Source organism: Alphaproteobacteria bacterium (assembly GCA_024244705.1).
Taxonomy (GTDB): Bacteria; Pseudomonadota; Alphaproteobacteria; order JAAEOK01; family JAAEOK01; genus JAAEOK01.
The window spans coordinates 23230-35501 of record JAAEOK010000080.1 but is presented as its reverse complement, the minus strand read 5'-3'; the positions used below and the strand labels follow the sequence as shown (position 1 = coordinate 35501).

At 63.4% G+C, this 12272-nt stretch carries 12 protein-coding genes; 4 read left to right on the top strand and 8 right to left on the bottom strand.

Annotated elements, in window-relative coordinates; translation table 11 throughout:
* The first annotated feature begins 6 nt into the window (after nt 1-6).
* Nucleotides 7-2142 carry a regulatory protein NosR gene (locus GY791_14595; protein MCP4329652.1) on the top strand — a complete coding sequence of 712 codons (2136 nt, stop codon included), beginning with the start codon at nt 7-9 and terminating at the stop codon, nt 2140-2142.
* Between the two features lie 18 nt (nt 2143-2160).
* On the opposite strand, the gene GY791_14590 is transcribed toward GY791_14595, so the two are convergent.
* From GY791_14590 to GY791_14555, 8 genes are all read right to left on the bottom strand, one after another.
* The gene (locus GY791_14590; protein MCP4329651.1) at nt 2161-2571 is read right to left on the bottom strand and encodes a bacteriohemerythrin; all 411 of its coding nucleotides are present in this window, start codon (nt 2569-2571) and stop codon (nt 2161-2163) included.
* 39 nt (nt 2572-2610) lie between these two features.
* Nucleotides 2611-3114, bottom strand: a complete 504-nt coding sequence (locus GY791_14585) for a hypothetical protein (GenBank protein MCP4329650.1) — start codon at nt 3112-3114, stop codon at nt 2611-2613.
* Nucleotides 3107-4684 (bottom strand): hydrogenase iron-sulfur subunit, encoded by a 1578-nt coding sequence (locus GY791_14580; GenBank protein MCP4329649.1) that lies wholly within the window; start codon nt 4682-4684, stop codon nt 3107-3109. The genes GY791_14585 and GY791_14580 overlap by 8 nt, the downstream gene beginning before the upstream one ends.
* A gap of 53 nt (nt 4685-4737) precedes the next feature.
* Nucleotides 4738-5565, bottom strand: a complete 828-nt coding sequence (locus tag GY791_14575) for an SCO family protein (protein ID MCP4329648.1) — start codon at nt 5563-5565, stop codon at nt 4738-4740.
* Between the two features lie 18 nt (nt 5566-5583).
* Nucleotides 5584-6450, bottom strand: coding sequence for a protoheme IX farnesyltransferase (gene cyoE, locus GY791_14570; protein MCP4329647.1), 867 nt, complete (start codon nt 6448-6450; stop codon nt 5584-5586).
* 12 nt (nt 6451-6462) lie between these two features.
* On the bottom strand, nt 6463-8148 hold the full coding sequence (locus GY791_14565; GenBank protein ID MCP4329646.1) for a cytochrome c oxidase subunit I: 1686 nt from the start codon (nt 8146-8148) through the stop codon (nt 6463-6465).
* 13 nt (nt 8149-8161) lie between these two features.
* Complete coding sequence (locus tag GY791_14560) at nt 8162-8701, bottom strand: cytochrome c oxidase subunit II (protein MCP4329645.1); 540 nt, start codon at nt 8699-8701, stop codon at nt 8162-8164.
* A gap of 329 nt (nt 8702-9030) precedes the next feature.
* Nucleotides 9031-9213, bottom strand: a complete 183-nt coding sequence (locus GY791_14555; protein MCP4329644.1) for a hypothetical protein — start codon at nt 9211-9213, stop codon at nt 9031-9033.
* A gap of 194 nt (nt 9214-9407) precedes the next feature.
* Between GY791_14555 and hemA the strand changes: the two genes are divergently transcribed.
* The 3 genes from hemA to GY791_14540 all read left to right on the top strand — a co-directional run bounded on the left by hemA (nt 9408) and on the right by GY791_14540 (nt 12251).
* Nucleotides 9408-10619, top strand: a complete 1212-nt coding sequence (gene hemA, locus GY791_14550; GenBank protein ID MCP4329643.1) for a 5-aminolevulinate synthase — start codon at nt 9408-9410, stop codon at nt 10617-10619.
* Nucleotides 10620-10704: 85 nt separating this feature from the next.
* Nucleotides 10705-10959, top strand: a complete 255-nt coding sequence (locus GY791_14545) for a DUF2249 domain-containing protein (protein ID MCP4329642.1) — start codon at nt 10705-10707, stop codon at nt 10957-10959.
* Nucleotides 10956-12251, top strand: coding sequence for a hypothetical protein (locus GY791_14540; protein ID MCP4329641.1), 1296 nt, complete (start codon nt 10956-10958; stop codon nt 12249-12251). The genes GY791_14545 and GY791_14540 overlap by 4 nt, the downstream gene beginning before the upstream one ends.
* Nucleotides 12252-12272: the final 21 nt, after the last annotated feature.

Sequence of the window (12272 nt, the reverse complement as noted above, 5' to 3'; positions counted from 1 at the left end):
GTGTGGTTGGCATTGCGTAATTTGGCGGCGAAATGGGCGAAGGCCGGCCCCGATTTCGGTCAGTGGGGGATGACCCTATTGCGCGGTCTTTTCGTCGCCGTGATTCTGCTCGTCGTCGACATCGCACCGGGGCGCGCGGCGGCCGATGCGGAAATCGACGCCGCCTGGCTCGAGAGCGCGTTCCCCGGGGCCGCATGGGTCGGGCCCAGCGACGGCAGCCCGCCGACCCGCAAGGTCACCCGGCCGGACGGCGAGGTTGCCGGGTATATTCTGTCGACGCAGAACGTCGTTCGGTCGAAGGGGTTTTCGGGCAAACCGATGGACATCCTCGTCGCAGTCGATACCGACGGCATCATCCGCGGCGTTCGCATCCTGGAACACCACGAGCCGATCCTGGTAATCGGCGTTTCCGACGCCGATCTCACCGCCTTCGTCGAGCAATATATCGGCCTCGACATTCGATCGCCGGTGTCGGTGATCGAGGTAAGTGGGGCGACGGCACCTGCCATCGACGCCGTCACCGGCGCCACCGTTTCCTCGATCGTCATCAACGACACGATCCTCCGCGCCGCGCGCGCTGTCGCGATGAGCCGCGGCCTCTTGGGCGCGCAAGGCCTGGTGCTCGAAGAGTACAGTGCCGCGGACTGGGACGCCCTCTTCGCGGACGGTTCCCTGGTCCCACTCCGGGTTTCCGTTGGCGAGGCGCAGAAGCGGCTCGCCGAGCAGGGCGGCCGCCTATTCCCTGAGGGGGTGACGGCCCCGCCGGCGGAAACGGCGCTCATCGAAATCGCGTTCGGCCTCGCCACACCGGCCCGCGTCGGTCAAAACCTGCTCGGCCAAAAGGCGTACAACCGCGAAACGGCGGATCTCGCCGCCGGCGACCACCTGATATTTGTCGGCGGCAGCGGCGCGATGTCGTTCAAGGGAACGGCTTACATCCGCAGCGGGGTCTTCGACCGGGTCCAGATCGTCCAGGGCGACCGCAGCTTCCCCCTGCACCGCGAGGACTACCGGCGCATCGCCGATCTCGCTGTCGGAGGCGCGCCCGTACTTCGTGACCTCGCTCTGTTCCGTGTCGAGGGCGGGCGCGGGTTCGACCCCGGAATGCCGTGGCGCCTGGAGCTCTTGGTTCCCGCCGGCGAACCCAGTGAAACCGATATCCGTGCGGTCTTTGCCGGCGCGTATTCGCTTCCCGACCGCTACCGGCGGTCGGACGTGCCGCCGGACTTTGCTGACAGCGCTCCGCTGTGGCAGGTCTTGTGGTCGGGCCGGCAGACCGAGATCGCGGTCCTGGCGGTCGCCCTGACCGTATTGTTGCTGGCGCTGCTGTTCCAGGACTGGGTCGTCCGTAGGCAGCGGTTGTACACTTGGTTTCGCGTCGGGTTTCTCGTTTTCACCCTGGTCTGGCTCGGTTGGATCATGGGCGCGCAATTGTCGGTGCTCAACGTCCTGACCTTTCTCGAAGCGGTGCGGACCGGCTTTACCTGGGATACCTTCCTGCTCGAACCGCTGATATTTATCCTGTGGGGTCTTGTCGCCGTGACCATGTTGTTCTGGGCGCGCGGCGTGTTCTGCGGCTGGCTGTGCCCGTTTGGAGCCCTACAAGAGTTGACCAACCGGCTGGCGGCTTGGCTCAAGGTTCCTCAATTGCAAATTCCGGCGGCGGTTCACGAACGGCTGGTCGCGCTCAAATACGTGATCTTCCTGGTCATCTTCGGCTTATCGCTGGGTGCCACTCCGCTGGCCCAAAGCGCCGCCGAGATCGAGCCCTTCAAGACGGCGATCATCCTCAAATTCGACCGGAACTGGCCGTTCGTGCTGTATGCGGTGACGATCCTCGGCGCCGGCCTATTCGTCCCGCGGGTCTTCTGCCGTTACCTATGCCCGCTCGGCGCCGCGCTGGCGCTTCCCGCCCGCCTGCATATGTTCCGTTGGCTCCGGCGCCGTTCCGAATGCGGCAATCCATGTCAGCAATGCGCGGTGACCTGCCCGGTTCAGGCGATCCAGCCGCGCGGCGCGATCAATCCCGCCGAATGCATCCACTGCCTGCACTGCCAAGCCTACTACTACGACGAAGAGGTATGCCCACCCCTGCTCCGCCAACGCAAACTCAGCCAGCGCCTGGCCGCCGCCGGCGATTGACGTCGTGGATTTGCCGACTTAGCCGAGGACCTTGTGGAGCCGGGAGTCGCGGTAGCGGAAATGATCGACAAACCAGCTCTTTAGCTGGCTCGCCAGATCTTCGTCGTAGTTCTCGTAGCCGCCATCGTGGTGGCGGTCCATGATGTCGCGAATCTCATCGAGAAGGTGGTCGTGGTCGGATTTGTGATCGGCGTACTGGTCATAGCCCGCTGCGCGCATCATCTTTTCCTCGAGCGCGAAGTGGGCCTGAATCCGCGCATAAACCTCGCCGAGAAAGTCTTCGATTTCCTCGGCTGATGCCTCCGTCCCGAGGCCCGCGTAGAGGTCGTTGAGCAGCCCGATCATGGATTCGTGCTCATAGTCGACGGCGGCGATCCCCGTCTTGAACTCATCCCTCCACTCGATCAGCACCATCGCATCAATTGCCATTCAAATACGCCGCTTTCATTCCGCCTCGTACGCCATCTTTCATATGAAGACGAACCCGCCGGCACTGGACTTGAAATCGATCACGAAAATTTGCCGCGGGTCGAGTTCTATTGTCACTTCGCGCTCGTAGTCGAACCCGTCGGCCCGGTCGCTGTCGCGCAACCTGGCGACCACATGATGCGCGCCGGGCGCGACGGCAAGCGTTCGATACAACCGCGACGGCCCGTCGCCGGACAGTCCGGTCGGCGGCAATGTCTCGCTCAGCATCAATTCGCCATCGAGCTCGATCTCGATGACCACAGGCAGGCGTTCGCGCGGGCAGTCGAAGGGTCGGCGCATGTTCGGTGCAAGCTCGGCGATTTCGTCGGCGGTGCGGCGGTGGCATTCGCCCTTCGTCTTCGCGCCATGGGCGAAGCTGATCTTCACCATCGCCGCCTCGGGATCGAAATGGACATAAGACGGCGCCGATGAAAAATAGCCAAACAAAACGGCGATCAGCAGATAGACGGCGGCCTGACCGGCATATCGAAGGATCTTAGGCATCGATGGTCGCCTCTCGCGGCGGCGGGCTCGTGGTCCCCGGTTTGTTCAGCGGTCCGGATTCCGTCGGCAGGTTATCCGCGAAGTTCTTGGCTTCACGCGCCAATTTCTTCTCCTCCCTCGGCGCCGCCCAGCAGAACCCGATCCGGTCACGCGCGACCCGGCCGCGAAGATAGGGGTCCCGCTGGCGGGCGATTCGCTGCTTGGTCCAACTTATTCCGAAGCGGTTGTAGCATTCGCCATCTGCGCAGCCGGCCAACAGAACGCCATCGAACAGATCGCGGGTGAGCACGAAATCGATGAAGGACGGCGGCAGCGCCCCGATGCACGGCAGGCGGACGGCGGCGACGTTTGCCAGCCTGAGGCCACCGATCGCGACGCCGTGGTCGCAGCCGACCACCAGAACGCGGTGATCGCCGCTCAATCCTTCGGCAGCGGCTTCCACTTCGCGCCGAAGTCCGGCGACTGGACGTTCCGCGAGCTCGATTCCAGGGATCAGCTCGCCTCGGCGACGGAAGGGCATGGCGGTTGGACAGGCGCCGGCACAGATGCCGCAGCCGACGCAAAGCGCCGGGTTGACGACGGCTTCTTCCTCAAACGCGAGACCATCCGAGCGCGGCACCATGGTGATGGCATTGAACGGACAATCGGCCTCGCACCGGCTGCAACCGTTGCAACTCTCTAGATGCACGACCGCGGCCGAGGCGCGCCGCATCGGCGGCATCCACGGCAATATTGCCAACATCAACGACACCGTAATGGCGAACGCCCAGACCGCCCACCCCGACCACATGTCGATCAGCGGATAGCCGAAAAGGTAGAACCAATCTAGCCCGATCGTCGCCGGAATCACGGAGAGATCGGCCGGCGCTTGGCTCACCGCCGGGTGGACGAACGACAACACGAGTAACATCGCGAAGGTTCCGACGGCGAGCCCGCGTGGCGGGTTTATTCTCGGGCGGCTCACGCGTTGCAGATGTATCCAGAGAATGAGCAGCAATGTCAGCGGCACCGCGATGTGCATGAACATCATCAGCGTGAAGAACCGGCTGTCGAGGCTAAGCGGAGTGAGAAAGTTGCGGGCGATTGGCTCGCCGAAGATCGGTAGCACGTCGAACAGCTCGGTCGTCGCGATGGCGACGTACTGGGCGAGTTTGTCCCACACCAGCCAATAGCCGGTGATACCCGAGATAACGACGAGCCAGAAGATCGGCACGCCGGTAAACCAGGTAAACCAGCGTGTCCCTCGATAGCGGTCCAATGAGAATTCGCGCAACATATGTACGGCCATCATCAAAATCAGGCCGTCGGACGCGTATCGGTGGAGGCTGCGCATGACCCCGCCGAGATACCATTGGTCGCGGGTCAGGTACTCGAGCGAATCGTAGGCCCGGGTGGTGCCGGTGTCGAAGAAGATATAGACGTAAATGCCGCTGACCACGACGATCCAGAAATAGAAAAAGCCCAGCGCCCCCAAGTTGTATAACGGGTTCCACGCCGCCCCGAAGAAACGGTCGAGCAGTCGTTCCGCAACCTCAAATCCGGCGCGGAGCGGTGTCTGGACAAGAATCACCGACTCCATCCAGCCTGTCTGAACGACCGGGATGTGCGACCTGCAGCCATCGTTTATGCCTTTCGATGGGGCGGCAGCGGAGCCCGATACGTTCGCCAACCGGCCCGCGCCGCGACGGCGAGCATGCCAAGTAGGCTCGCGCCACCGATTACCAGCATGAAAAAGATCGAGTAGTCAAACTGATAACGGCCGCTTGACGGGTCATAGTTGGTGCAGAATAGGCGGATCCGCTCAACCAGGCTTTCGATGGACGGTCGCGCGGTCGGCTGGGATAGAAACAGGGCCTTGAGTGGTTCGACAAGCGCCGGCGGTTCGAAATTCGCGCCATAGACGTGCTGGTAGACGCGGCCGTCGGTGTCGACCACGGAAGTCTGCGCGATATGCTCGAATCCGACCGGCGATTCCGCGAACACGAATCCCAACTCGTCCGCCAACTGCCGCGCGGTATCGGCATCGGTGCTGAGAAACTCCCAGTTCGCTGCATCGATTCCGTGGCTGTCGGCATAGGCCCGCATCCGTTCCGGCGTGTCCGTCTGAGCATCGAACCCGATGGTGACGACTCGGAACGCGTCGTTGCCGATCGCCTCGCCGGCGACATCGATGGCATCATAGAGCGACTGGACGACGACGGGGCACGAATAGATACACCCGGTATAGACCATGTTGACGACCAGGGGCTTACCGCGAAAGTCGGCTAGCCTTCTCGGCTTGCGGTCCCGATCGAGAAAGGCATAGTCGCTCAAGGATCGGCCGATGGCCGCTTGGCTGTAGGAGATCGCGGCATCGCGATCGAAGATTGAAGGTGCTTGATCCCTGGCATCGGCGACCGCGGCGGTGATCCACGACGCCACGATCAGGGCCGCGGCCGCTACAATGCGCATCGCCGGGGTCCCAGCCGCCTAGCCGAGAGCGAGCCGGTCCACGACGGCGCCGAGTTGCAGCAACGACAGCTGGATGAGCGAGGCGCGGAAATTCGAGGCCGCCGCGGCGGGGCCAGGATCGCGGACCAAGGCTATGCTTTTGGTCACGAAATAGACGCCGCCAAGAACGGCGCCGGCCAAATAGATCCAACCGAGCCCGAAATAGAACGGAACCAACGACAGCGTGACCAATGCGACAGTGTGATAGAGCGTCACCCGTGCCGCCGCGGCATCGCCGATCACCACCGGCAGCATCGGCACCCCGGCTTCCGCATATTGCCGATGGAGAACCGTGGCCAGGCTCCAGAAATGGGGTGGTGTCCACAGGAACAGGACAATCGCGAGAATGACCGGCGCCGGCGCCAAATCGGGGTTCACCGCGGCCGCGCCGGCAAGCACCGCAAAGCTTCCCGACAGCCCGCCGAGTACGATATTGAGGCTGCTGCGTTGTTTGAGCCAGACCGTATAGACGACACCGTAGAAGAAGGCGCCGAGGAATAAATAGAGGGCGACGAAGACATTCAGCGCCCAAACCGCCATCGCGACGGCGACCGCGAGCACCAAGAGAATGATCGTCGGCCATAAGGCACCGACACGGAAGGCGCCGGTGACAAAGGGGCGCCTGCGGGTCCGTTCCATGCGCGCGTCGAGGTCGCGCTCGACATACTGGTTGAAGGCTCCCGCGGCAGCCGACGACAGCAGGACGGCGAGTGCGAGCACGGCGATCTTCCAGGCCGGCGGCAGATCGCCCGGTGTCACGGCGAGCCCGGCCATCGCGCTGAAAGTGATGGCGAGGCCGATCCGCAGTTTGAAGACCGACCCCACCTCTCTCAATAGGCTTCCCATCCTGGTTCCCAGCTAGCTCAGAGGCCACACTTCGGAAAGGAACTTCCAATTGATGAAGTAGTAGAGGACGAAGGCGGTGAAGAAGACGCCGACCAGGATATAGGTCCCCGGCAGGTGCCAGGTGCCCGCCGTGCCATAGGTCATCGCCGCCGGGGTCAGCATCGGCGCCTCGCGCGCCGCCGCTTCTTCGCGGCGTTTGCCGAACAGGATCGAGCCGACGACGACGAGGATGAATATCACCCCGCCGAGGGCGGCCAGAATCGCGGAAATCCCGTTCAGACCCATCATCAGGAACGCCGCCGGCGGATAGTCGAAGCTGAATATCGAGTCGCTGAAGGTGATGTCCCAGTGGCGCCGCGCCACGCCGAGGGTCCCGGCCCCCATCATGAACACCGAGATCCCGGCGACGCCGACGGCGAAGATGTAGGGCTGCCATTTGAGCAAGCCGGGCCAAATCAGCTCGCGGCGGAAGATCAGCGGCACCACCAGGTAGGTGACCGCCATGAAGGCGAGCGTCGTCCCGGCCACTACCGTGGCATGGAAATGCCCCGGCACATAGAGCGTGTTGTGCATGATGAGATTGATCTGCTCGGTGCCAAGGATGACCCCGGAAATGCCGCCGAGGAACCCGAACATGACAAGCGACAGGGCCATGCCGGAGAACGCCGGATTACCCCACGGCGCCCGCCGCAACCACTGGAAGATACCGTGGGTGAAGCCCTTGGCGCGCTGCGCCGCCTCGACCGCGCCGGGGATGCTCATGCCGTGGATCATGCTGCCCAGCACCGCCAGGTAGAGCGCGTAGCTGGTGTTGAACACCTTGTACTCCGAGCTGATGCCCGGCTCGGCGAGAAGGTGGTGCGCCGAGGCCAGTTGCAGAAACAGGATGTACAGTAGGAACGCGAATCGGCTGACCTTCTCCGAGATCGGCCGTGCGCCCAGGACGATGGCGGCGATCAGGTACCATACGGCGACATGGGCGGAGACATTGATCTGCTGCGAAGCATGCCCCATTCCCCACCACACGATCTTATAGACGACGGAATCGATCTCGCTGATGATGCCGACCGACCACAGGAACGTTGGGATGAGGATGATCGCACCCGAGGCAATGGTGAAGACGGCGATGATCGCGGCCACCACCGCGCCGAACGTGACCAGAGGGACTGAACCCTCATAGGTCTTCTCTTCCTTCGCCACGACCAGCGTTGCGAAGAATACCATGCAGCCGATCAGCGCCCCGACCGCGAACAGGATGATGCCGAGATAGAATTCGGGAGCCGCCTGCATCGGCACATAGGACGTGAACATGACGCTCGATTCGCCCTGCAGGACCGCATAATTGACGATCACGGAGCCGACCAGCATCATCGCGAAGCCGACCCAGGCCAACCACGGCGCGGCGAGCCGGCTGTTCAGCAGTATGGCCGACGCGAAGTAGAGGATCGCCATCTCGAAGAAGATGATCCAGAACAGCAGCACGTCGATGCCGTGCGCGGTCAAGACGGCATAGAACGTCTCCGCATCCAGAAGATGGACCGCCGGCCACCGGGTCAACGCGACACCGAGACCGAGCAACCCGCCGACAAGCAGGTAAACCACGGCCACAACCGCATTGGCCTTGATCAGTGCCTCGGCTTGCGAATGGATCTTGAGGCCGGTATCGGGACAGGTACGAAAGGTCGGTGCTTTGGCCATTTTCCCGCTCGCTCTATTCGACGACAAGCAGCTTGCCGACCATGATGTGGTGGCCGATGCCGCAAAATTCGTTGCACACGATGCTGTATTCGCCCGCCTCGGACGGCGTCACGGTGAGCACCAGATCGTAGTTCGGATGGACCTGGATGTTGATGTTCTCGGGCTGCAGGGAGAAGCCGTGCTGCCAGTCCAGGGATGACAGGTGAAGACGGTAGTTCTGTCCCTCTTCGAGCTCGAAGATCGGCCACCACTCCCACAGCCGAGCGATCAAATAGATGTCGCTGCCGGGCGGCGGGTGAACGATCGGGTAACCGGTGACCTCGTCCTCGCGGACTTTGTATTTGTCCGCCAATTCCTCGGCCCTGGCGGCGAAGACCTCGGGGTCCACGCGGTAGGCCTCGTTCGATAGATTCTGCTCGCCGACGATGTGCCAATAGATCATCGCCGAGAACATCACCAGGCCCCAGACGAAGGCGACCGCAATCCAGATCACCTCGGCGCGGCCGATCGGCTCTTTCCACCAAAGCCGTCTTTCCGGAGGGCTAATCGCCATTTCGCGCCCTCCGTTACTTGGCCAGGGGGATGTTGGCGACCTCCATCACCCCCCAAATGATATAGAACACCGTCGGGATGGTCACGCCGAGGAAAAGCAGGAGAAAGGGATTGTCGAGAATCCGCTGCATCATCGGCACCGGACCGTCGTCCCCGTCCGTCGTGTTATCGGTGTCGCTCATCGGGAATTCCCCTTTGTCGCTTCCGGTGTGCGGAAAATCATGCGCCGCGGACGGCGCACCGCATCGTGCCGACAAGTAAAGGGGCGGGTGGGATCGCCGTCCTTGATCTGGGTCAATCCATGGCCAACTTCCGTCGACCGGACGATTTTCAATCGGCAAGCAGACGGCTGATGACGTCGAAGGCGATCAGCGCGGAGACGAAGAGGATGACAAAGAAATAGATCGTTCGATATTCGAACTGCCGTCCGATATAGGTTTCGATTCGGCGCAGGACCCAATCGGAAAGGAAATAGAGCCCGATGGCGACGACGATGAAGAATAGAAATTCCATAGTCTCGACTGCCTAATATTGGAGCGGGTCGGACGGTCGCCGGACCGATACCGTTGATCCGAGACCAGTATGACCAAGATACTCTCTTCATCGGATTGACGGAGATCAATGTTCGCCATCGGTGCGGCCCATAGCATTTGGCCCATTCCACGGCCCGACAGCAGCCGTGTTGGCAGCGGCAGAGAGAACACGCGATGGATTACCAGGATTTCTTTACGACGCGCATCGAGGGCCTCCGTGACGAAGGCCGCTACCGCGTATTCGCCGATCTCGAACGGTGCGCGGGGGCCTTTCCCAAGGCCGCCTGCCGTGGTCCCGGCGAGGCCGGCGACGTGACGGTGTGGTGCTCCAACGACTATCTCGGCATGGGCCAGCACGCCGCCGTCCTGGCCGCGATGCACGAAGCGCTCGACCGCTGCGGCGCCGGCGCCGGTGGAACGCGAAACATCTCCGGCACCAATCATTACCACGTCCTGCTCGAACGCGAATTGGCCGACCTGCACCGCACCGAGGCAGCGCTGCTGTTCACCTCGGGCTATGTCTCCAACATGGCGTCGTTGGCCACTTTGGCTTCCGGGCTTCCCGATTGTGTCGTGCTTTCCGATGAACTCAACCACGCTTCGATGATCGAAGGAATTCGCCACAGTCGCGCCGAGAAACAAATTTTCAAGCATAGCGACCCCGATGATCTCGACCGCCGGCTGGCGAGAATCGACCGTGATCGGGCGAAGATCGTCGCCTTCGAATCGGTCTATTCCATGGATGGCGATGTGGCCCCGATCGCGGAAATCTGCGATGTCGCGGACGCCCACAACGCGATGACCTATCTCGACGAGGTCCACGCGGTCGGCCTCTACGGGCCGCGCGGCGGCGGCATCGCCGAACGCGACGGGCTGACTGGCCGGCTGACGGTCGTCGAGGGGACACTCGCCAAGGCGTTCGGGGTCCTCGGCGGCTACATCGCGGCATCCGCCGCCGTCGTCGATTTCGTTCGCAGCTTCGCCTCGGGGTTCATCTTCACCACCGCCCTGCCGCCTGCGGTAGCGGCCGGTGCGCTGGCCAGCGTTCGCCACCTGAAATCCAGCACCGCCGAACGGCGGGCGCATCAGGAACGCGCCGCGACGCTGAAACGGCGCCTCAAGCGGGCCGGCCTGCCGGTCATGGAATCGGCGAGTCATATCGTGCCGGTCCTCGTCGGCGATCCCGTGCTGTGCAAGGCGATCACCGACCGCCTGCTGGCGGACTGGCGCATCTATGTCCAGCCGATCAACTATCCGACGGTGCCGCGGGGGACCGAACGGCTTCGCCTCACGCCCTCACCCTTGCACGGCGACGACGACATGGAGCGGCTGCTCGCGGCGCTGACGACGATCTGGCGCGATATGGGCCAGAAATTAGCCGCCTAGGGCACCGCGACGACGCCAGGCGCGGTCCGACACCGACATCGCGAAGACGCGAAAAAGGTCGGGAGACCGCGACGCGGAGGGGCCAATGGGACACGGCGCACGGGTCTGGGAAGCGGAAGGCACCGTTCACATCGACGTTCGTGGGCTCGACCCGCCGCAACCCTTGCTCGCGATTATCGAATTGATCGAGGAGCCTGAGACCGGCGGCCCGGTCATCGTCCACCACGACCGCGATCCAATCATGCTCTACCCCGAACTCGCCGAGCGCGGTTGGGATCATGAACATCTGGCCGCCCCGTCCGGCGAGGTGCGCCTCCGCCTGTCGCGGGCCACTGCATGACCCTGGCGGCGACTTTTCTCGGCGGCGCACGGAGCCGGTTGCTGCCGGCCTCGATCCCGTTCAGCTTCTTCGCTGCCGCCGTCGTCTTCCACGTCGCCGGCTGGGCCGCGCTGGTCGCGGCGGCGCCCGACGTGGCTGGTTTCGTCGGCGGATTGGGCGCGCCGCTGTCGTCGTTGCACCTGATCACCCTGGGCGTCCTAGTCATGACGGCGACCGGCGCCGCGCTGCAGCTGCTGCCCGTCGCCACACGCCAATCGCTGCCGGCGCTGTGGCCGCCACGGCTGATTTTTTGGCTGATGGTGCCGGGGGTCGCTTTGATGAGCCACGGCATGGCGGCCGCCGCACCGACGCCGCTCGTCATTGGCGGCACGGCTATCGTGCTCGCCCTGGCGGTGTTCGTGGTCGTGTTCGCCGATAACCTGCGGCGGGCGAAGTCGCTTCCCGTTGTCACCGGTTATGGCTGGGCCGCGGCGGTATCGCTGATCGTTGCGGCCGTGCTCGGCATGGTTCTGATCTTGGATTCCGACCGGGGTTTCCTCGGCGACCGGCTGGCCCTCGCCCACGCCCATGTGGTGGTCGCCGCTTACGGCTTCATGGGCATGCTGGCGCTTGGCTTCAGCCATGTTCTGATGCCGATGTTCGCCCTCTCCCCGGCGCCCTCCCCGCGCTTGAGCTGGTCGGGATTTTGCGCCGCCGTATTGGCCTTGCTGCTGGCCACTGGCGGGTTGGTCTTCGGCTTCGAGAACCTCGTCCTGATCGCTTCGGCCGTCGCGTTGGCGGCGGTCGTCCTCCATCTCCTGACCATGAGCCAAGTTCTGGCGACGCGCATGCGCAAGCGGCTCGGGCTCTCGTTCTTTCTGATCCGCGTCGCCTGGGCCCTGCTGCCGTTGAGCCTCCTGCTCGGTGCCGCAAATGTGCTCGATTCGGCCGGACCGCGCGGGCCCGCCTTGTTCGGCTTCGTCTTGATCTTCGGCTGGTTGCTGACCTTTCTGCTCGGCGTACTGCAGAGAATCCTTCCCTTTCTCGCATCGATGCATGGGTCGCGGCGCGGCGGCAAGGCACCCCTGGTATCCGAATTGACGGCGGAAATTCCGTTGAAGGTTCACGCCGCCTGCCACCTCGGGGCGCTGGTTCTGGTCACCGCGGGCATTGCCATCGACAGCGTCACGCTGGTCCTCGCCGGCGCCCTGCTCGGACTGTGCGGCGCCCTCGCGTTCGCCCTGTTCGCGCTGCTCCTCTTCATGCGGTTGCGCGGCGGCACCCGAAACGCGGTCCGCGAGGCCGGATCTTGATGGCGGTCAAATACGGGGTCC

What these genes read in the sequence shown, in the direction of transcription:
- GY791_14545 (MCP4329642.1), top strand. Translation starts at nt 10,705, where the DNA reads ATGGGACACGGCGCACGGGTCTGGGAAGCGGAAGGCACCGTTCACATC.
- GY791_14555 (MCP4329644.1), bottom strand. Translation starts at nt 9,213, where the DNA reads ATGGAATTTCTATTCTTCATCGTCGTCGCCATCGGGCTCTATTTCCTT.
- GY791_14560 (MCP4329645.1), bottom strand. Translation starts at nt 8,701, where the DNA reads ATGGCGATTAGCCCTCCGGAAAGACGGCTTTGGTGGAAAGAGCCGATC.
- GY791_14575 (MCP4329648.1), bottom strand. Translation starts at nt 5,565, where the DNA reads ATGCGCATTGTAGCGGCCGCGGCCCTGATCGTGGCGTCGTGGATCACC.
- GY791_14565 (MCP4329646.1), bottom strand. Translation starts at nt 8,148, where the DNA reads ATGGCCAAAGCACCGACCTTTCGTACCTGTCCCGATACCGGCCTCAAG.
- GY791_14590 (MCP4329651.1), bottom strand. Translation starts at nt 2,571, where the DNA reads ATGGCAATTGATGCGATGGTGCTGATCGAGTGGAGGGATGAGTTCAAG.
- GY791_14540 (MCP4329641.1), top strand. Translation starts at nt 10,956, where the DNA reads ATGACCCTGGCGGCGACTTTTCTCGGCGGCGCACGGAGCCGGTTGCTG.
- GY791_14585 (MCP4329650.1), bottom strand. Translation starts at nt 3,114, where the DNA reads ATGCCTAAGATCCTTCGATATGCCGGTCAGGCCGCCGTCTATCTGCTG.
- hemA (MCP4329643.1), top strand. Translation starts at nt 9,408, where the DNA reads ATGGATTACCAGGATTTCTTTACGACGCGCATCGAGGGCCTCCGTGAC.
- cyoE (MCP4329647.1), bottom strand. Translation starts at nt 6,450, where the DNA reads ATGGGAAGCCTATTGAGAGAGGTGGGGTCGGTCTTCAAACTGCGGATC.